Raw genomic sequence first — 22782 nt, forward strand, 5'->3', positions numbered from 1 at the left:
GACATGATTCAACGTTTGCAACGGATCATGTTACGACTCTTTTTTATTTTTTAACAGGATAAATAAAATATTATTGCGTGAAATTTTAAAGTAAATTAAATTTGTTTTAAAAAATGTTCCGCGGAGCTTAAATAGAAAATAATAAAATTGTTCGGAATATAATAAAAAATTATGTTAGAATATATAAATATGGAAATTGAAAAGTTTATATTTTGTGATTTTCAAATATTTTAATATTTATTTTTTGCAAGTAGCTTTGGCATCCATATTTAGAAAGGATTGAACGATTTATTGCACAAATTTATTGTGTGAGCAGTTCAAAGAAAGAGGAGAATGATTCATGGATATTTTAATAGGGACCTTGTTTTTAATCGTTGTACTAGTGTTATTTACATTATTTACATATCGTGCTCCTAATGGCATGCGTGCAATGGGAGCATTAGCCAATGCAGCGATAGCAACATTTTTAGTGGAAGCTTTTCATAAGTATGTTGGTGGAGATCTGTTTGGTATTAAATTTTTAGGAGATCTTGGTGATGCTGCTGGTGGACTTGGCGGCGTGGCAGCTGCAGGTTTGGTAGCTTTAGCAATCGGGGTTTCGCCTGTGTATGCTTTAGTGATTGCAGCAGCTTGTGGCGGTTTAGATTTAATACCAGGATTTGTTGCTGGTTATGCAATTGGTTATTTAATGAAGTTTGCAGAACATAAAGTGCCGGACGGCGTAGATTTAATAGTGGGTATTTTGATTATAGCGCCACTAGCAAGATTAGTAGCTACTGTAATTACGCCATTAGTAAATAATTCATTATTGAAAATTGGGGATATTATTCAAAGTTCCACAGAAATTAACCCGGTTATTATGGGTCTTATACTTGGTGGCGTCATTACAGTTGTTGGAACGGCACCATTAAGTTCCATGGCATTGACTGCGTTATTAGGTTTAACTGGGATGCCAATGGCAATTGCAGCCATGGTTTCATTTGCATCATCTTTCATTAACGGTACGATGTTTAATAAACTTAAACTAGGAGATCGTAAATCTAGAATTGCAGTTTGTATTGAACCATTATCACAAGCAGATGTTGTGTCAGCCAATCCAGTACCCGTCTATACCGCTAACTTTATTGGTGGTGCTTTAGCAGGTGCGGTGATAGCATCATCAGGTATGATTAATGATGCGACAGGTACAGCTACCCCGCTCGCAGGTTTTCTTGTTATGTTCGGTTTCAATAACCCGATAAAAATAATTATTTATGGCGCCATTGTAGGTGTTATAGGTTTAATCGTAGGATATGTATGTTCAGCTTGGTTTAAAAATTATCCAGTCGTTTCGAAAGAAGAGATAGAAGCACGATAATGCTACGTTATAAGTAAATGATGTAAATGTTAATCTTAAAATAGTCAACCTTCTTTCATACTGATCATAAAAAACCATTATAAAAATGAAAAGCAGCATATAGCAGCCACTTAGTATTTGTGGATGCTATCATGCTGCTTTTTAAATTTCCATCATTAAAATTAGTGTGTAAAAATGTGTATCAAGTGAAATTAATCGCTTAACTGACTATCTGGGACGTCAGTGATAAACATATGTCCTGGTGCATGTGTAATCATCAATTCTGGTTTAGCATCTAACGCAACAGATTGAGGCGTAACACCACAGCCCCAAAATACTGGTACTTCATTTTCTTTAATTGTGACAGGTTCGCCAAAATCAGGATTTGTTATGTTTTCGATGCCAATTGCTGATGGATTTCCTATATGTATTGGCGTACCATGAACATTTTTAAAGTGTGTCGTAATTTCTGTTGCTTTTATAGCTTGTTGCATAGTCATCGGTCTCATACTAACAGTGATATTTCCTGAGAAATGGCCACTTGGTGCGGCTGGAATATTTGTGATGTACATTGGAACATTATGTTCTTCTTCAATGTGACGTATTGGTAGACCCGCCTCTAACAAAGCATGCTCAAAAGTGAAGCTGCAGCCAATCAAAAAACTGACCATGTCATCATTAAATAAATGAGATATGTCAGTAGGAGATTCTACTAATTCGCCATAACGGTATACTTTATATTGTGCTACTTCATTTGTGATGTTAGCTTCTTTACCATAAGTAGGAAAAGAGGTTGAACCAATTTCTGAAACATCTAAAAGTGGGCATGTTTTTGGGTTTCTGAAACAGAATTTTAAAAAATCATATGCATAAATAGAGGGTAATATGACTACATTAGCTTGGACATAACCTTTAGCCATTCCGCTTGTATGACCTGTAAGTTCATTTTTACTAATCATTTTTCTTAATATACTTGGGTGTTGGTTTTGTAAATTCATTAAGTGTTCATCCCCTTAAATTTAACGTCTTAGATACATTTTAGCAAAAAGTACCATATAAGTTGTATAAAATGTTCAGAATCTTTTGGAAAATATAAATAGATATCGTATTGAAATTAAAGTACATTTGGATTTCAATACGATGTCCGTTTGTGATAATACTCAATTAAACAATGGTAATTTATTGGGTCAGCTGGATGAGTTTAAACAGTATGATAGATTAATCATCTTTGTTTTTGGTATCTTTAACATGGTTTTTGTCATTATCGTTATGATTACTTGGTTCCTTTTCTTCTATCGGGGCATCCTCATCGGTTTCTAAATGATTTGTTTCGCGTTCTTCTAGTGGTATAGAATAATCTTTATCATCATTGATGTAGGTCATTTTAAAGTGTTCCGTTGGTTCTCTTCTCAATGCACGCATTAAAGAAAAAATCATGAGTAATAAAATAATTGAAAATGGTAGACCTGTTACAACTGAGGCAGTTTGTAAACTTGTTAAACCACCTGCAATTGTCATAGAAACAGATATAGCACCAATTAATATGCCCCAAATAATTTTATGTTTGATTTTAGGATTAGCAATACCACCAGTTGCCATACCCGCAACAATATGTGTAGTAGAATCAGCACTCGTAATGATAAATATAAAGATAAGTGCGATTGCTAATGCACTTGTGATGTCAGCAATAGGAAATTTGGATAATAATTCAAAAAGTGCAACAGTATAATCCTTGTCGACAATATTAGCGATATTGTCGTTACCATTCAATGCTATTTTAACAGCTGTACCACCAAATCCAGCTATCCAAGTAAACGAAATTAAAGGTGGGATAATTAATACACCAATAACAAATTCTCTAATCGTTCTACCGCGAGAGACACGAGCTACGAAACCACCAATAAACGGTGACCAAGATATAACCCATGCCCAATAGAAAACAGTCCATTGTTGTATCCAACTGTTATCGCCTGTATATGGGCTGATGCGTAAACTATATTCAATGAAATGACGTAGATAATCACCGATTGCTAATGTATAAGATTCTAAAATAAATTTAAAATCACCAAAAATAAACATGAAGATAAGTAATATTGCGCCTAAGCCAATATTGATATTACTTAACCATTTTACACCTCTATTTAAACCAGTAATCGCTGATGTTAAAAAAATACCTACCATTAAGATAGTGATTGATATTTTGGTAACATTATTGTTAGGAACGTTAAAGACATGTTGTAGCCCACCACTAATTTGCATAATACCTAAACCAATAGATGTGGCAATCCCCATTACTGTAGCTATAATGGCTAATACATCTATCACATTTCTATATGGTCGTTTGTAAGATTCACCAAATACAGGTTCCATCGCCGTTGAAATGAGCCCATCACGTTTTTTTCTAAATTGGAAGTACGCCACTGTTAAACCGGCAATTGCGAAGATAGACCATTGAGAAATACCCCAATGAAAAAAAGTATAGCCCATAGCAACACGCGCTGATTCTGATGAAGCGTCTGGCGTTTTTCCAGGAAATGGAGAGTGTAAATAATGCGTTAGTGGTTCTGCTACACCCCAAAATACAATGCCGACACCCAAACCTGCAGAAAAGAGCATCCCAATCCAAGACATCATAGAAAATTCTGGAGCTTCATTATCATCACCCAATTTAAAGCGACCATAACGTGAAATGGCTAACGCAATTAAAAATATATCTAAAATAAAAATAATTACTAAAAACAGCCATCCAAAACTATTTGCTATATAATCGTAGACTTGTTGTGCGTGATTTCCAAAACTTTTAGGGAAAATACCTGCAATTAATGTAATAAGTACAATAATTGCAACAGATATCATATAAACAAGATTTCTATGTTTCTTCTTTCTGTCGTGTGCATTTTTGTCACTCATAATAGTGTTAAATCATCCCTTTGTTTTCATTTATATTAAGAAATTACCCTAATACAATGACACTATTCATTGAAAATGCTAGTGAATATTATAATATGAATGACGCTGCATGATTCATATTTTTGTGGGTATAGAACATATGAAAAATTATAAATTGCAAAGGAGGTTGCATATGAAACGTACTTTGGAAAAAGTACTAGTTTGGCTAGGAATTTTCATACAATTTGTACTGATTTTTTTAATGGCTATTGCTGCACCATTTTTAAACGATCGGAGTTTTAAACGTTCATTAATGGATTCTTTTAAAAATCAAGATGCTATTAGCGATAATTTAACTCAAACAGAAACATCACAATTATTAGATAGTATTAGCCAATTATTTATCGTTGCTTTAGGCTTAGTTATTGTAACGACAATCTTAGCATTAATATTTGCTTTATTAATCAATAAGATACCAAAAACTTCAGGTGTTGTATTTATATTACTTGCAATTATCTGTGTGTTTACATTAAATATATTTACAGCATTGTTATGGCTAATTGCAGGCATTATACTGTTAGTTAAAAAACCATATAAACATAATAAAAGTCAAAAAGTACATAAAAATTAAATATTGTTTGTTGACTTGATAAATGTCATTATTTAATGATGGTTGAATTTAATGGACGTTGTAACAATTTAAATGTGACATTATACGAATTAAACACTTTCTTTAAGTTCATAAATGTAAAAAATTTAAAGAAAGTGTTTTTTGAAGTCACTTAAACGAATAAATCAAGCGCAATACAGTTTTTAAAAGTGAAAGTTAGACATAAAATACGATTTATTTTTATAAAAGTTATTGTAAGCGATTGCATTTGTTGTGTGATACCTATACAATGAAAATAAGAATGGAATTTTTCCATTTTAGTTTTCTATTTACAAACTTACATGGGGGTAGAAAAAATGGTTGTCAACTATACAAATGAACCAGGCATTGACTTTACTGATAATAGCAATGTCGAATCATTCAAAGAAGCATTAAAGAAAGTTAAAGGTGAATTAAATCAAAAACTTCCGTTAGTGATTAATGGGGAGAAAATTTTTACTAAGGATACATTTCAGTCTATCAATCCTGCGAACACTTCTGAAGTTATTGCTGAAGTATCAAAAGCTACAACAAAAGAAGTAGATAAAGCTTTTGATGCAGCTAATGAAGCTTATAAATCTTGGAAACGTTGGACGCACAGAGATCGTGCAGAATTTTTAATTAGAGTTGCAGCTATTATTAGACGACGCAAAGAAGAAATATCAGCAGTGATGGTGTATGAAGCTGGTAAACCATGGGATGAAGCAGTTGGTGACGCAGCTGAAGGTATTGATTTTATCGAATATTATGCTAGATCAATGATGGAATTAGCAGACGGTAAACCAGTATTAGATAGAGAAGGCGAACACAATAAATATTTTTATAAACCAATTGGTACTGGGGTAACAATCCCACCATGGAACTTCCCATTTGCAATTATGACGGGTACTACTTTAGCGCCAGTTGTTGCTGGTAATACAGTACTTTTAAAACCTGCAGAAGATACCCCGTTAACAGCGTATAAATTAATGGAAGTATTAGAAGAAGCAGGTTTACCAAAAGGTGTTGTGAATTTTGTACCAGGTGATCCAAAAGAAATTGGCGACTATCTTGTTGATAGTGTTCATACGCACTTTGTTACGTTTACAGGTTCACGCGCAACAGGTACACGAATCTTTGAAAGAGCTGCAAAAGTTCAAGAAGGACAGCAATTTTTAAAACGTGTTATCGCTGAGATGGGCGGTAAAGATGCGATTGTTGTTGACAAAGAGATCGATACAGACTTGGCAGCAGAATCTATTGTTTCATCAGCGTTTGGCTTCTCAGGTCAAAAATGTTCTGCTTGTTCACGTGCGATCGTTCATCAAGATGTATATGATGAAGTATTAGAAAAAGCAGTTAAACTTACACAAGATTTAACTTTAGGAAATACAGAAAATAACACTTCAATGGGACCAGTTATTAACCAAAAACAATTTGATAAAATTAAAAATTATATCGAAATTGGTAAAAAAGAAGGTAAGTTAGAACAAGGTGGCGGTACAGATGGTGCTACTGGTTACTTTGTTGAACCTACGATTTTCTCTGGTCTTAAATCAAGCGATCAAATCATGCAAGAAGAAATCTTTGGACCTGTTGTTGGTTTTGTAAAAGGAAAAGATTTTAATGAGTTATTAGAAATCGCTAATGACACAGATTATGGATTAACAGGTGCAGTTATTACTAATAATCGCGAAAACTGGATTGAAGCTGTTAAAGAATATGACGTTGGTAACTTATACCTAAACCGTGGTTGTACTGCAGCGGTTGTTGGTTATCATCCTTTTGGTGGTTTCAAAATGTCTGGTACAGATGCAAAAACAGGTAGCCCAGATTATCTATTACATTTCTTAGAACAAAAAGTTGTTTCAGAAATGTTTTAATTGTTAACAATCGGCTAGGATAACATATCTAGTAATATAAAGATTCTGGGATAAATCCCAGAAAAATAGCACTCAGATGATTTATTCAATTCATCTGAGTGCTTCTTTTTATTCATCATTAACTTGAATATTAATCATTTTATGAAAAAGTGCATCAATGGCTTGAGGCGACATATTATTATTATTATGTTCATGCATCCACTCCATAAAACCATATAAGGTAGCACCATAAACATAAAACACTAAATCTATTGGAACGCTTTGGTCAACCGTTATACGGTGTTCGTTTGCTTTTATATCATTTTGTAGTATACGGATAAAATGATTTTCAACTGTACGTTCAAATTCTTTATCGTCTTCTTGTTTATGCTTTATTTTACTAAATTCATCAATGTGTGTAATTGATTGATCTAAGCTAGTAAAAGGGTTATTGATGCGATCTTTAATATCTGTGGAAAAGTAATCTTGAGTTAAGTAAGTCATTAAATAAATAAGTAAATCGTATTTATCATAGAAATGCTTATAGAAGGTTGTACGATGAACTAACGCTTCATTGCAAATTTGATTAACAGAAATAGTTGAAAACGCATATTTTTCTAATAGTACATATAAGCTTTGAGATAATGCCCGTTTTGTTTTGATTACACGCAAATCTTTTTCATTCATTCTACAATTATCCTAATCTGTAGTTTAAATATACGGAATTGGATATTTAGTTCTTTTTTAAATAGGGTAAATCATTATAAGATGTCAATAGAAATAATCTACAGTATATGTATAAACTATAACGTTGATTAATTAAGGAGGCAATAGTTTGGCGAAATTTTTATACAAATTAGGTTCATTTGTTGCAAAGCACAAATGGTGGAGTGTTGTTGCTTGGGTGATTATTCTTGCAGCAATTATTATACCGCTTACAATAAGTTCACCTAAGTTTGATAATGATATAACTATGAATGGATTACAGTCATTAGATACGAATGACAAAATAGAAGACGAATTTGGGCAAGACAGTGAGAAAGCTCAAATTAGAGCAGTCTTTAAAAGTGATTCAGATAATGGCATAGTGAAGCAAGATATGACTAAAGATATCAAAGATACATTGAAAGATATTAAAGATGATGATGGAGATATTAAAAATATCTCAGACCCTTATGACAATAAACAAATCAGTGAGGATAAATCGACAGCCATCGCTGATATTAATTATGATGTGTCTGCAACGTCATTAAAAGAAGATTCAAAAGATAAAGTGAAAGACCAAGTTGAAAAATTAGAAGATGAGCATAATGTACAAGTAGAACTGATGGGGACAGGTATGGAATCGACTGAAATTGGCGGTTCTTCTGAATTAATCGGAGTGATTGTCGCATTTGTTGTACTTCTAATTACGTTTGGATCGTTTATTGCAGCAGGTATGCCAATCATTAGTGCTTTACTTGGTTTAGGCACGGGTGTAGGTATCATATCGTTATTGACGTATGCATTTGATATTCCAAATGTTACTTTAACATTAGCGGTTATGATTGGTTTAGCAGTAGGTATCGATTATGCATTATTTATTTTATTTAGATATCGTCAAATTGTTAAAAGCGAACCAAATCACATTAAAGCAATAGGTTTAGCTGTAGGAACTGCAGGCAGTGCAGTCATCTTTGCAGGTGTTACAGTTATTATTGCTGTTTGTGGATTATCACTTGTTGGTATAGATTTCCTAGCCGTAATGGGCTTCGCTTCTGCAATTAGTGTATTTGTCGCAGTGATTAGTGCATTAACTTTATTACCAGCATTGATTAGTATTTTCCATAAGCAAATTCATCCTAAACAAACGAAAACTGAGTTTGAGGGAGATGTAGATACGAAATGGTCCAAATTTGTAGTTGGAAAACCACTTGCAGCAGTGCTTATTGGACTTATTATCTTAGTTGTAGCTGCTATACCGATTAATGATATGCGTTTAGGTATACCTGATGATGGTATGAAACCAGCGGATACAACTCAGAAAAAAGCATATGATATTGTATCTGATAAGTTTGGAGAAGGATATAATGGTCAAATTGCAATGCTTGTCAATGTGAAAGATCAAAATGATAATCCTGAAGCGTTGCAAAAAGACTTACAAAGCTTGAGCAAAGATATTAAAGATATGGATAATGTGAAAATGGTTGCACCGCCCCAATTAAGCAAAAATAAAGATTATGCATTAGTAGCGGTAATTCCTGATAAAGGTCCAAATGCTAAATCTACCAATGATTTAGTTCATGATTTGAGAGATTATAATGATGATGCGAGAGACAAATATAATTTCAAAACTGAAGTATCTGGACAAAGTGTAATTAATATAGATATGTCGCAAAAACTAAATGAAGCTATCCCATTATTTGCTGGCGTAATCGTAGCATTAGCGTTCGTACTATTAATGGTTGTCTTCCGTTCTATCATTATTCCACTAAAAGCAGTTCTAGGTTTCGTCCTTTCTTTAGTGGCAACATTAGGCTTTACGACTTTAATAATGCAAGAAGGATTTATGTCTGAACTGTTTGGCGTAGATACAACGGGACCATTACTAGCTTTCTTACCGGTTATTACAATTGGCTTGCTCTTTGGTCTGGCGATGGATTACGAAGTATTTCTTATGTCTCGTATTCATGAAGAGTACAGTAAAACAGGTAATAATGAGCACGCGATTAAAGTAGGTATTAAAGAAAGTGGTCCAGTCGTTGTTGCGGCAGCACTTATTATGTTCAGTGTGTTTATTGCATTCGTCTTCCAAGATGATGTAATGATTAAATCTATGGGATTATCACTTGCATTTGGTATATTGTTTGATGCATTTATCGTACGTTTATTATTGATTCCTGCGTTGACACAATTATTTGGAAAAGCGTCTTGGTATATGCCTGCATGGTTAAATAGAATATTACCTCACGTAGATATTGAAGGGCATGCTTTACAAGGCGAGATGCCTGCATCTAATTATTCACGTATCAATCAGTCTGCTGGTAATGATAGTTATGATCGTACATTTAGCATTCGCAAACAACAAAACGCGTACAATGGAGAAACTAATACGATATCTGTAGATCAAAAAACAAAAAGGCTATATAACGAAATTGCACAACAAACAACACAACAAGCATTCTTATATGAAGCTTTAAAATCATATAAAGAAGATTTAACACAGTTGCAAAATGATAGTGAACAATCAACATCCTTCGCTACACACGTAGAGAATAAAAACGAAAGTACGCGTGACCGTGAAGATGATGAAATTGTTAAGCTATTAGCACAACAAAGTGAAAACATTCGACATTTAAATGAACTAATTGAAAAAACAATTAATAAAAAGTAAAAATTCCGGGAATTAACACTGTTCTCAGAAAAATACTAATCCGTTGTGTACGGATTAGTATTTTTTTTATATTTATAATATTCCTAGAGCTAAAGTTTTTTTAAAAGTCTGTTGGAGTATCGTTCGATTCTGTATCTACTTTACTTGAAGTGTTAAAGCATACCAGTTTAACACACTTTAACATCGTTTTAGCATATCCATAAATTAGCAAGATATATTAAGCACATAAATGACCGTCAACAAAATCAGAGACTTTATTTGAAGATAGGTAGATTTTTGTCCAATTAACGACAAATTAAAATCAAAATAGCAAATACGCACTTATTTTATTAAAATATATTTTAATAAAGAGGTGTGTTATGGAAAAATTTTATGATATCGAATTTAATCCAAGCAATAATTCAGTATTTAATTTTAATGATGGTGTACGTATCGTTCTCGTATTAAAAAATAAATTAAAATTTGTCAGTGGGACTAGTATTCATAAATTTCAAGCAGGTGATGTTTTTATTATCAATCATCGAGAGCGTTATCGACTGATTGAGGAGGATGACACTTTATATACCGCTATTCATTTGAAAGCATCGTATTTAAAACAATATATCAGTGATTATAATGATAAAGTATATATTTTAAATTCCCAGACATTGCAAAACGTCATTTATCAACAAATTCTGAATGTTGTGGCTAAGATAGGTGTCGTCTATATTCGAAAAGGTAAATTTTATAGATTATATATGGAACAACTGTTAATTGACTTAATGTTTATGATTGTAAGATATTTACCAGCTTATGAAAATATAAATCATGAACATCATGTCAATGATCATCGTCTAGCATTTGTATGTAAATATATTGAAAGAAATTTCACCAAACCAATCACGTTAAGTGAAGTAGCTGAAAAGGTGCATTTAAGTCACACATATTTGTCTAAATTATTTACAAAACATATGGGTATCGGTTTCAATCACTATGTTAACCATATTAGAATTGAACATTGTAAAAATGACTTAATACAAACAGATGATGCTATTACTCAAATTGCTTTTAAAAATGGCTTTAGTAACTCTAATATGCTGTTGAAATATTTTAAATTAGACACAGCATTAACGCCTTCGCAATATAGAAAAAAATATCAGGTAGAAGATATAGTGAGCACCGCCGAAAAAACCACTGAGTCAGAAAACTATCAAATGTATCTATACTATTTAAATTCTTATATACAACAAACGCTAGGTACTATGATCCAATCCCCCTATAATCAAAAAGTTATTGATATTACATTGAATTACGATCAAACACACGATTTATCAGATTATAACCATGTGATTCAAATTGGTAGTTTTGATACATTGCGCCTTCAAAGATACAGAAAACAACTGATAGAAGTGCAACAATTTTTAGGCTTGGATCATGTTTTGATTAAAGATCCTATTTTAAAAGGCTACATTGATCATAAAGTTATTGAAAGTGATGAACTTATTCCTACTATGCATCCTTATATGAAAGTAGATGAATGCTTAAGTTTTTTATTTGAACATCACATAGGTTTAGGAATTGAAATTGATCCTCCAACATTACCATCCCAATTTGCGGAATATACAAAAGAATTAAGATTTTTATTAGAGCATATTTATAATACTGTGCCGAATAGACAACAATTCAAATTAGTCATTTACTTGAAGGGCAAAAAAGCCAATATGCTATTAAAAATAATAATGTTATTTAAGGAATACTTTGAACATACTCAGATTATACTTAATACGGATATCACTGATATTAATGAAGTGACAACTGCCCAACAAATCTTGGATAGTTCCAGTGAAGATGTTGATAGTATAGCGTTTAGCGCAAACCAAAATGATATTATTAATTTCAAATCAATTGAAAGCCAACAGTATGATTTAGCTAAAAGACATATCATAGAACAGTATAATAAGATCACTGAACGATTTAATATAAAAGGAAAAGATGTTTCAATTGTCCTACTTAATTGGAACACTTTAACAGGTAATACAAGCCTTACAAATGGTGAATATTTTAGAGCAGGTATCATATTTGAGCAATTGATTGATATGAATCATCAAATTAACGCAATTGGGTATTGGCTCAATCACGAATTACACCATCAATATAATTCAAATGAGGTTACTTCTGAATTAAATGGTATTGATTTATATCATCAGTTTGATGGAAAAAGACCTGCATTTTTTACAAGTATGTTTTTTAAAAAATTATTTAATCAAGTACTTTTTAAAAATGAAGACTGTATGGTTGTAGGACAGAGTGATCATTTTCAAATCGTAATATGGGATGCAGAACATTACAATCCATATTATATGACGAATGAACAAACAGATTATTTAAGTCATAAAGAGTATCAACTCAATATATTAAATGCTACTACTGGATCATATAAAATAAAACATTTAACACTAGATAAAAATAATGGTGCGCTTTATCAAGTTTGGCAACAGTACAATACACAACATGGTATGGATATAGAAACAATTAATTATGTGAATAGAATCTCTTACCCTAAATTAGATGTCAGTGAAGTTGATGTCGTAGATACGATATCTTATCATTTGAAATTACAAACCAACGCCATACAGATAATTGAATTTAAAAAATACTTTTAATTATATTTATAGAGAAAAAATACAATATGATTCGCTGAGTAGTATGTTTGACGATAAAATGGTCATCAAATTTGTTTAATGTTAAATGCAAAATGACAAAAATAGCATAGTCCATTTTTGTCATTTAAAACCACAAATGATATTTAGAAAATAATCGATACTAAAACCACAATTATTATATATTTTAGCAAAATATATCCGACTACTATATTTTATAGAGAGGATAGCAAGTATCATTTATTGATTTATTGAAAATGTCGAGAGATAAGTACATTTTCCAACTAAGCTAATCTTCCCTATTTGTCATTTTAAAAATATTTTAGGAGGATGAACAAATGACGCAACAGGGAAATACGAAGAGTTATCAAGGTGACAACAAATTAATATTAGGTATTGTATTAGGGGTTGTCACTTTTTGGTTATTTGCGCAATCTTTATTAAACGTAGTTCCTACGTTACAACAATCATTTAATAGTAATATTGGTACAATCAGTATAGTTGTTAGTATTACAGCATTATTCTCAGGGATGTTTGTTGTTGGTGCAGGAAGTCTAGCGGATAAAGTAGGACGTGTGAGAATAACATATTTTGGTTTATGGTTAAGTATCATTGGTTCTTTATTGATTATAATTAGTAATCTACCAATACTACTTATCATAGGAAGGGTAATTCAAGGTTTATCAGCAGCAGCAATCATGCCTTCAACTTTAGCAATTATGAAGACATATTTTGAAGGTAAAGATAGACAGCGTGCACTGAGTTACTGGTCGATTGGTTCATGGGGTGGCTCAGGTTTAGCATCTTTATTCGGTGGTATGGTTTCAACTTTTATTGGTTGGAGATGGATTTTTATTTTATCTATCATTGTTGCACTAATTGCAATGTTATTAATAAAAGGGACACCGGAAACGAAATCTGATAGTACAACAAACTTGAAATTTGATTTTACTGGGCTAATTCTTTTTGTAGTTATGATGTTAAGTATTAATGTCGTGATTACGCAAAGTGGTACATTTGGCATGCTTTCACCTATAATAATAGGATTGCTTATTGTATTTATTATCACAACTATAGCTTTTGTCATAGTTGAAAACAAAAAGCATAATCCATTAATTGATTTTAAATTATTTAAAAATAAAGCTTATACAGGCGCGACATTATCAAATTTCTTACTTAATGGTGTTGCAGGTGCCTTGCTGGTAGCCAATACATTCGTTCAAAAAGGTATAGGTTTCAACGCATTCCAAACAGGACTTTTATCGATTACATATTTGGTTACTGTATTGTTGATGATTAGAGTCGGTGAAAAAGTTTTACAAAAAGTGGGTGCTAAAAAACCGATGTTGTTAGGTACAACATTTAATATGGTTGGTATTATTTTAATATCATTTACATTTTTGCCAAGCGCACTATATGTCGTAGTATGTATCATAGGTTATTTACTATACGGATTAGGATTAGGTTTTTATGCGACACCTTCTACAGATATGGCGATATCTAATTCTCCTGAAGATAAAGTTGGTGTAGCATCGGGTATTTATAAAATGGCTTCCTCATTAGGTGGTGCGTTTGGTATAGCTTTATCAGGAGCATTATATGGCGTTGTTACAGAAGCTACAAATGTGAAATTTGGAGCGATGGCTGGTTTATGGCTAAATGTATTAATGGCATTGCTTTCATTCGTTATTATTCTTTTAGCTGTGCCATCATTTAAGAAACAAAATAAAGCATAATTCAATATTACAACGTTGTCATTTGAAAAGTATATAATGACATTAAGGTATCGTATATTTCATTGGAGGAATGATTATCATGAAACAACTGATTGAAAAATTGAAAGAAAAAGAGGCACGTATGATTGAGATACGTCGATACTTACATCAACACCCAGAACTATCATTTTGTGAAAAAGAAACACCTAAGTATATAGAGTCGTTTTATGAAGGTAAAGATTGTAAGGTTGAAACGAATGTAGGACCAAATGGTTTGAAAGTTATTATAGATAGCGGTAAACCAGGTAAGACAATCGCAATTCGTGCTGACTTCGATGCTTTACCAATTCAAGAAGACACGGGTCTAGCATTTTCTTCTAAAAATGATGGTGTGATGCACGCATGTGGGCATGATGCACATACTGCATATATGTTGATTCTTGCAGAGACACTTATTGAAATGAAAGACCAATTTAATGGTAAAGTGGTTGTTATACATCAACCTGCCGAAGAAGTACCTCCTGGTGGTGCTCAGTCAATGATTAAAGATGGTGTTTTAGATGGTGTTGATCACGTACTAGGTGTTCACGTCATGAGTCATATGCCTGCAGGTAATATCTATTATCGAGAAGGAAATGTACAAACTGGGCGTGACTTCTTTAAGCTTAAAGTCAATGGTCAAGGCGGACATGGCTCTTCGCCACATACAGCAAATGATAGTATTGTAGCAGGTGCATATTTTGTAAATGCTATACAGACCGTTGTTTCCAGACGCTTAAATCCATTTGAAACAGGTGTTGTTACCATAGGTTCATTTGATGGTAAAGGACAATTCAATGTGATTAAAGATAGTGTTGAAATAGAAGGTGACGTACGTGCGTTAACAGATGATACTAAAAACACAATTAAAAAAGAAGTGACGCGTTTGTCAGATGGATTGGAAGCGATGTTTGGTGTCAAATGTGAATTAGACTACCATGATGATTACCCAGCATTGTACAATGATCCTGAGTTTACAAAATTTGTTGTAGACACAATAAAAGAAGCGGATACTGATGCCATTAAAAATGTTGAAAGATGTGAACCACAACCGCCTTCAGAAGATTTTGCTTACTATGCAAAAACAATTCCAGGCACATTTATTTATGCTGGTGCTGCACCAGAAAATGGTGAAATCCATCCCCACCATCATCCTAAATTTAATATCAGTGAAAGTTCAATGCGAGTTTCTGCAGAAGCAGTAGGATTAACAGTATTAAATTATCTTAAATAATACAATTACTTATGAAAGTTACCATACATTTCTATTGCCGTAGAATACATGATTTACGATAGTAGAATATTGATTAGTATGATAAACCTAATTAATATTTATGAATAAAAAACGGGCGCATACGAGGTTTATTACTTGATAAACCATACGTATACACCTGTTTTTTTGTTGTATAAATCACACGTTGATATAGGACAAAAATAAAATTACATTAAATAACTAATGAGGTTTTTCGTTAATTAAAAAAGTGATCATGATAACAAAAGGTTTAATATTAGGTCATTTAGTGTATATGTAAATTGAAAAAAAGAAAGGAATGATTACATTGAATGGCGAGAAAAAAATAAACGCCCTGTTAGATGATTATCAAAAGCAATTAAAGAAATTATTTAAGTATGATAAAGCAAACGCACTGAGTTTTGATAATGAAAGTAGAAGTAAAGTCGCAGAACAAAAAGGTGTTTTTGTAATTTTTGAAAATAAAAAACCAATATTTGTTGGGCAAGCTGGTGGATTTATGACTGGTTTTAAATTTACACAAAAAGATTTATCTGATAAATTAGGCCAATTTAATTCAGCTTCAGACGCTGGTACTGCAAAATTTAGAAAAGCGTATTTAGCGCATCATGGTTTAGATGAAGCAGAAATGAAAAATATTAAGGCAAGTGAAAAAAATTTAAAGTTTCAATACATTAAGGTTAAAGATAATTTAGCTTTTATCAATATTTTAGAAATTTTAGCATTAGAATATGCTAAGAAAAATAAAATAAACTTATTTAATTTTGCTTAGTTAAAATCTATGTGTATTTGAACTGCTGAGAAAGTGGTGATTAAAATGAATATTGGAACATTTAAAATTCATTTTCAACAACATGATATTTTTGTGAAATTGCCCAAAGCATACGATGAAGCAAAAGAAAGTGGTTATTCACTTATATTAGTGCAAGATGGAGACGAGTTATTTAAAGATATTGAGCGAGATATGATATTGGTTGGAGTACAGTCCAACAATAGAAATCAGGATTATAGCCCATGGGAAACGGTTGTAGATGGGGTTCATTATAAAGGGGAAGCGGATGCTTATATTTTATGGATGACTAAGCATTTGCTTCCTTATTTAAGAAAATGTTTTAATATATCACAAAGAAACGAAGATATCTGTATAGCTGGCGCTTCACTAGGTGGATTACTTGCTTTGTATACATTATTTAAAAGTCCAGAAAATTTTGGCAGCTACATATTAATATCACCTTCTGTATGGTACCCAGGATTTGTACAGTTTATGAAACAACAAACCGTTATTAAAGATGGCAAACAAATTTATTGGTATGTCGGAGCGCTCGAAGGACAACAACAATTTAGCATGAAACAAGAGATGTTTCTTCGAACAGAATTCGCTGTAGATATATTAAGTGAATTACTGTTTTCTGACAAAGCAATATTTTATTATACTACTAATAGGAACGGTAAACACAATGTATTGTATTTTAAAAGCTATTTTGCTAAAGCAATTAAGAAATTATTTTGATATTGTCAATTTTAAGAAAAAATTAAGTATTTAGTTTAAATTATCAGAAAATTCATAATAATCTGCGGTCAATATCCCCCTTTTCAATAAAATAATGGTAATATTTTAGTTATATGTATTTTTATAAATTGTATTATCACTGATTGCAATTTTCAGATTTGTAAAATACATGAATGAATATATCGTTATTAACATTGAAATAGGGGATGCTTTTATGACAGTGAAAATAGAAAAAGTTTCAGGTAGTAAGTTATTAACTGGTATTGTTTTATCTATATTAACATACTGGTTATTTGCCCAAGCATTTTTAAATATTGGACCTAAAATACAAACTACTTTTGATGCGAGTCCGGATATCGTAAATATTTCAGTGAGTCTAACCTCATTTGTAACAGGTGTATTTATGGTAGTAGCTGGGAATATATCAGATAAATTTGGTAAAGTGAAATTGACGAGAATTGCTTTAGTGTTAAGTATTGTTGGTTCTTTGATGTTGATTGCTTCAGGAAATGTTGTAATGCTACTACTTGGTCGTATTGTACAGGGACTTTCTGCAGCGATTATCATGCCAGCCACAATTTCTATAGTGAATGATTTTTTTGACGGTGATGATAGACAAAAAGCACTCAGTTTTTGGTCAATCGGTGCATTTGGTGGTACTGGGTTATCTTCCTTTTTTGCAGGAGCACTGGCTACATTTATTTTTTGGCAGTCTATTTTTATATTATCGATCATATTATCAATTGTAGCTTTAGTTTTACTGCGTAAATTACCAGAAAGTCGTATTAATAAAGCAGAAACGAGCCCGTTTGATTATATCGGTTTAATCATTTTTATTATTATGATTGGTAGCATTAGTTTTGTCATCACGCAAGGCTATAAAATAGGTTGGTTAAATGCTGTAACAGTAATCTTATTTGTCATATTTTTAATTTGTATATACATATTTTTCAAAGTAGAACGTGTCAAAAAGGTGCCGTTTATCGATTTAGATTTATTTAAAAATAGGCCTTATATTGGTGCCGTTTTAGCTAACTTTTTATTGAATACCGGTGTAGGTGTGATTGCTTTATTAAATATGTACGTACAATCCGGCTTGAAATTAACAGCTTTCCAAGCAGGATTGTTAACTTTACCTTATTTAATTTCATTATTGCTAGTCATTCGCTTAGGTGAGAAGAGTATTAAAAGATTTGGTGCAAAACGCGCAATGATTATTGGCCCAATATTTACTGGCTTGGGTGTATTAATGTTCAGTTTGACATTTTTTGATACTACGCTTTATATTGTTGTAGCGCTAATTGGTGCTATATGTTTTGGTGGCGGTACAGGATTATTTGCGACACCAGCTTTAAGTACGGCCGTTTCTACGACTCCACCGGAAAAAGTAGGTGTTGCTTCAGGGATTTTTAAAATGGGATCTACATTAGGTGGTGCATTCGGTATAGCAATTATGACTTCTATTTTTACTGGTATAATTCAAAGTGGTCAAAGCATACACATTGCAGCGGGTGTAGGTTTTATCATGGGGACTTGTTTAGTATTATGTGGTGTATTAGCAAGTGCACTTGTTATACCAACACGGAAAGTGAGTCAGTGAAGGGTATTTCGTTTATTAATCGCTAGGTTGAGTCTGATATTATGATTCGTTCCACGCCTTTTTTTATTAAACATGTGAAATGGAGTGATTATGAGGAATATATTTCATGACAAAATGTAGTAAATAAGTAAATCTGATCTTGTTGCTATACAATGACTTAAAGCGTGATTACCGAGTTTTTCTATCATGACTTGTATCGACTGTATCTATTTTACATTAAAATATAAAAGGATTATGATAATCACAAAATATACTAGAAAGAAGTGGTATGATGCACTATAAAACATATTATGAGTCACCGATTGGTCGGATTGCACTTACGTCAGATGGTGAAGCAATTACAGGCTTGTGGTTACCGAAACACGATGATTTCGAATCAAATTATGACGAGGCATTAACAGAAGCGGAATTACCAGTTTTTGAAAAAGTTATTAGTTGGCTCGATAAATATTTTTCAGGAAATAACCCGAAAATTGATTTTGCACTGAAACCTATAGGAACCGAATTTAGAGAGCAAGTTTGGGATGTTTTATTGAAAATACCATATGGAGAGACTGTTACTTATGGTGAAATTGCTAAAGAAATAGGTGTTAAAAGAAATAAGCCAAATATGTCTTCACAAGCAGTTGGTGGTGCGGTTGGTACAAATCCGATTTCTATTATAATTCCATGTCATAGAGTCGTTGGAAAAAACGGCAGTCTTACTGGATACGGTGGTGGCATTGATACAAAAATAGAGTTGTTGAAATTGGAAAAAGTAGATATGCAACCGCTTTACAGACCAAAATATAGTACGAAACCTTAAGCGTAAATCTGCTCATGACTGAAAATTATTGTAAATAAATATTATTATTTTATACATTTTGTATTTTTTATCAATAAAATTTTCTGAAAATATAAAGTTGTTTCTCTTGCTCAGTGTGTTATCCTATAAAACGTCTTTTTTATTATTATTAGAGGGGTGGAAAATTTGGATAATACAAAAAAGTCGTTTTCTAGTGTGTTTATTTATTCAGCACTAGTCGTAGGCTTATTAGTAGTTATTGGAGCTATTTTTCCAGCTAAATTTGGAGAAATTACTGGTGTTATTTCTTCTTGGGTGACGAAAACGTTTGGTTGGTATTATATGTTACTGTATACAGTGATTTTAGGTTTTTGTGTATTTTTAGTATTCAGTCCTATTGGAAAATTGAAATTAGGCAAACCGACAGATAAACCAGAATTTCATACAGTATCTTGGTTAGCGATGTTATTCAGTGCAGGTATGGGCATAGGTTTGGTGTTTTATGGTTCTTCAGAACCGATATCACATTATTTAGCACCGCCAACAGCAGATCCTGAAACGAAAGAAGCGATGGCACAAGCCTTTAGGTCTTCATTTATTGATTATGGATTTCATCCTTGGGCAGTTTATGGCGTAGTGGCATTAGGTTTGGCATATTCTCAATTTCGTAAAGGAGAAAATGGCTTAATTTCTAGAACGCTAAGACCAGTGTTGGGCGATAGAGTAGATGGCCCAATTGGTGTCATAGTTGATGTTTTAGCGGTATTTGCAACTATTATTGGTGTTGCGGTTTCTTTAGGTGTAGGGGCAATACAGATAAACGGTGGTTTAAATTATTTATTTGGTGTGCCGAATAACTCTGTTGTTCAAGGAATTATTATTGCTGTAGTTACCGTATTATTTTTATATAGTGCATGGAGTGGCTTGAGTAAAGGTATCCAATATTTAAGTAATTTAAATATGTTTTTAGCAGCATTGTTGCTTATTGTTATCTTTATTGTAGGACCAACCGTATTGATATTAAATATGATGACAAGCGGTACTGGTGATTACCTTAATTCACTGATTTTTAATAGTTTAGATGTAGCACCATTAAATGAACAAAAAGCTGAGTGGTTGAAAAGTTGGACGATTTATTATTGGGGCTGGTGGATGAGTTGGAGTCCATTCGTGGGTATATTTATTGCGAGAATCTCAAAAGGTCGTAGTATTCGCGAATTTGTAATTGCCGTATTAGGCGTACCAGTTGTGATTAGTATTATTTGGTTTAGTGCTTTTGGTGTAACTGGCATAGATGTTGGACAAGCTCATAGCGAGATATTTAAAATGCCACCAGAAACGCAATTGTTCGGTATTTTTAATGAGTTACCATTTGGTTTTGTATTATCAATTATTGCGTTAGCGTTAATTGCTTCATTCTTTATCACTTCTGCAGACTCTGCAACCTTTGTGCTAGGTATGCAAACTGCATATGGTACATTGAATCCTTCAGGATTTATCAAAATTGTATGGGGTCTTGCATTAGCAGCGATCGCTTACGTATTATTATTAGCTGGTGGTGATACTGGACTAGATGCATTACAATCAGCGGCAATTATTTCTGCTTTACCGTTTAGTTTTGTCGTTATCTTAATGATGATTTCCTTATATAAAGATGGAAATGAAGAGCGTAAATATTTAGGGTTATCGTTACAACCTAAAAGAGAGATTAAAACACAAGATTTAAACGAAACAAATCGTGATTAATTCTTATAGGAAATTTCAACATAGTGACTTTAATATGATAAAAGAGGATGCCTTTATGTAAGTGAAGTAAAAGGCATCCTCTTTCTTTTATATAAAAAGACCCGTAAGTGAATATTAAAAATTCATTTACGGGTTTATAAATAATCTTTGATGTTAGATAAAGTTATTCAGATATAGACCTTTTTATGTCATTAATCATTCTGAATAAAGTGAGATAAGATTAAGTGAATTGAAACTTAATTTAATGTATTATAATTACGAATATGATCATTGATACTTTCGAGATAGAAAATACCTTTTGTTTCATTTGCTAGCTCAACATCATGGTCAAATTCAAGGTTGTCGAAACGTTTGAAAAATGTTTCATATGTGTCAACAGAGATTTCTGTACGATGATTTAATAGATTTTTATGTTTTTCTATATCAAGCGCATCTTGATAACCTTCTACTAATTTACCGCTAAAGAATTCACCAACAGAGCCTGAACCATAGCTGAATAGACCAATTGTATCACCAGCGTTTAAATCGGTATGTGTTTCTAATAATGAAATCAAGCTTAAGTACAATGACCCAGTATAAATATTACCTACATAACGATTGTAATAAGTTGCCGCGTCATATCCAGAAGTTAATCGTTCTTTAGTTTCTGTGTTGATATCTTCAGTTAAGATAGAATCAAGTGCTTTTTTACCCATTTTAGTAAATGGCACGTGGAAACATAATGATTTAAATGTATCTAGTGTAGTATTATATCTACGTGCATATTCATTCCAACTTTCTTGAAATGAGTGGATATAGGCATCTTTTGATAATGCACCATCTACAAGTGGATACGGTTGTCCACTTGGACGCCAAAAATCGTATACATCTTCTGTAAATGCAACTGCGTCATCATTTAGTTCAAGAATACGTGGGTTTTGTGTTATCATCATAGCAACTGCACCTGCACCTTGCGTTGGCTCACCGCCAGATTCTAGGCCGTAGCGCGCAGTGTCACTAGCAATAACTAAAACTTTTTCATTGGGACGGCTAGCGATATAATCTTTCGCTAATTGAATTGCAGGCGTGGCAGCGTAGCAAGCTTCTTTCATTTCAATACAACGTGCGAATGGTTGAATACCTAAAAGATTATGTATTTGAACTGCAGATGCTTTAGCAGAATCTATAGCAGATTCAGTTGCAACAATAATCATGCTAATTTGTTTTTTATCATCTTCAGAGATGATTTCTTTGGCAGCATTGGCACCCATAGATACAATATCTTGGCTCATTGGGCTGACTGCCATTTCATTTTGCCCAATACCAATAAGAAATTTATTTGGGTCAACTTGACGAGATTCGGCAAGTTTAGCCATGTCTACATAAAAATTTGGAACATAAAAATTGATTTGATCAATACCAACTGTCAT

General features: G+C 32.6%; 16 protein-coding genes. 12 read left to right on the forward strand and 4 right to left on the reverse strand.

Annotated features, from left to right (window positions below):
* Positions 1 to 340: 340 nt before the first annotated feature.
* Positions 341 to 1357, forward strand: coding sequence for a PTS sugar transporter subunit IIC (locus CD150_RS08750; RefSeq protein ID WP_073344305.1), 1017 nt, complete (start codon positions 341 to 343; stop codon positions 1355 to 1357).
* Positions 1358 to 1548: 191 nt separating this feature from the next.
* Here the strand turns inward: CD150_RS08750 and CD150_RS08755 are convergent, their stop codons facing one another.
* Positions 1549 to 2334, reverse strand: a complete 786-nt coding sequence (locus tag CD150_RS08755) for a putative hydro-lyase (RefSeq protein ID WP_073344302.1) — start codon at positions 2332 to 2334, stop codon at positions 1549 to 1551.
* A gap of 220 nt (positions 2335 to 2554) precedes the next feature.
* Entirely contained in the window at positions 2555 to 4246 is a 1692-nt protein-coding gene (locus tag CD150_RS08760; RefSeq protein ID WP_103161500.1) for a BCCT family transporter, read from the reverse strand.
* Positions 4247 to 4418: 172 nt separating this feature from the next.
* Here CD150_RS08760 and CD150_RS08765 point away from each other — a divergent pair, with 172 nt between their 5' ends.
* Both CD150_RS08765 and pruA read left to right on the forward strand, forming a co-directional pair.
* Complete coding sequence (locus CD150_RS08765) at positions 4419 to 4856, forward strand: DUF4064 domain-containing protein (RefSeq protein WP_073344296.1); 438 nt, start codon at positions 4419 to 4421, stop codon at positions 4854 to 4856.
* Positions 4857 to 5191: 335 nt separating this feature from the next.
* The gene (gene pruA, locus CD150_RS08770) at positions 5192 to 6736 is read left to right on the forward strand and encodes an L-glutamate gamma-semialdehyde dehydrogenase (RefSeq protein WP_103161501.1); all 1545 of its coding nucleotides are present in this window, start codon (positions 5192 to 5194) and stop codon (positions 6734 to 6736) included.
* A gap of 108 nt (positions 6737 to 6844) precedes the next feature.
* On the opposite strand, the gene CD150_RS08775 is transcribed toward pruA, so the two are convergent.
* Positions 6845 to 7402, reverse strand: a complete 558-nt coding sequence (locus CD150_RS08775; protein WP_103161502.1) for a TetR/AcrR family transcriptional regulator — start codon at positions 7400 to 7402, stop codon at positions 6845 to 6847.
* 148 nt (positions 7403 to 7550) lie between these two features.
* On the opposite strand from CD150_RS08775, the gene CD150_RS08780 reads away from it, so the two are divergent.
* The 9 genes from CD150_RS08780 (at position 7551) to CD150_RS08820 (ending at position 21373) form a co-directional block, all read left to right on the forward strand.
* On the forward strand, positions 7551 to 10088 hold the full coding sequence (locus CD150_RS08780) for an MMPL family transporter (protein ID WP_073344289.1): 2538 nt from the start codon (positions 7551 to 7553) through the stop codon (positions 10086 to 10088).
* 359 nt (positions 10089 to 10447) lie between these two features.
* Positions 10448 to 12730, forward strand: coding sequence for a transcriptional regulator AryK (gene aryK, locus CD150_RS08785; protein ID WP_073344286.1), 2283 nt, complete (start codon positions 10448 to 10450; stop codon positions 12728 to 12730).
* 335 nt (positions 12731 to 13065) lie between these two features.
* On the forward strand, positions 13066 to 14463 hold the full coding sequence (locus CD150_RS08790; protein ID WP_103161503.1) for an MFS transporter: 1398 nt from the start codon (positions 13066 to 13068) through the stop codon (positions 14461 to 14463).
* Between the two features lie 76 nt (positions 14464 to 14539).
* Complete coding sequence (locus tag CD150_RS08795; protein ID WP_073344902.1) at positions 14540 to 15715, forward strand: M20 family metallopeptidase; 1176 nt, start codon at positions 14540 to 14542, stop codon at positions 15713 to 15715.
* A gap of 325 nt (positions 15716 to 16040) precedes the next feature.
* Positions 16041 to 16505, forward strand: coding sequence for a hypothetical protein (locus CD150_RS08800; RefSeq protein WP_073344283.1), 465 nt, complete (start codon positions 16041 to 16043; stop codon positions 16503 to 16505).
* Between the two features lie 45 nt (positions 16506 to 16550).
* Positions 16551 to 17243 (forward strand): alpha/beta hydrolase, encoded by a 693-nt coding sequence (locus CD150_RS08805; RefSeq protein ID WP_073344280.1) that lies wholly within the window; start codon positions 16551 to 16553, stop codon positions 17241 to 17243.
* A 214-nt stretch (positions 17244 to 17457) separates the two neighbouring features.
* Positions 17458 to 18843 (forward strand): MFS transporter, encoded by a 1386-nt coding sequence (locus tag CD150_RS08810; protein WP_073344277.1) that lies wholly within the window; start codon positions 17458 to 17460, stop codon positions 18841 to 18843.
* A gap of 271 nt (positions 18844 to 19114) precedes the next feature.
* Positions 19115 to 19648 carry a methylated-DNA--[protein]-cysteine S-methyltransferase gene (locus CD150_RS08815; protein WP_073344274.1) on the forward strand — a complete coding sequence of 178 codons (534 nt, stop codon included), beginning with the start codon at positions 19115 to 19117 and terminating at the stop codon, positions 19646 to 19648.
* A 165-nt stretch (positions 19649 to 19813) separates the two neighbouring features.
* A complete protein-coding gene (locus CD150_RS08820; RefSeq protein WP_073344271.1) occupies positions 19814 to 21373 on the forward strand; it encodes a BCCT family transporter in 1560 nt (519 codons plus the stop codon).
* 236 nt (positions 21374 to 21609) lie between these two features.
* Here the strand turns inward: CD150_RS08820 and CD150_RS08825 are convergent, their stop codons facing one another.
* Entirely contained in the window at positions 21610 to 22782 is a 1173-nt protein-coding gene (locus CD150_RS08825) for a hydroxymethylglutaryl-CoA synthase (RefSeq protein WP_103161504.1), read from the reverse strand.

The organism is Staphylococcus ureilyticus, from assembly GCF_002902235.1.
Classification (GTDB): domain Bacteria; phylum Bacillota; class Bacilli; order Staphylococcales; family Staphylococcaceae; genus Staphylococcus; species Staphylococcus ureilyticus.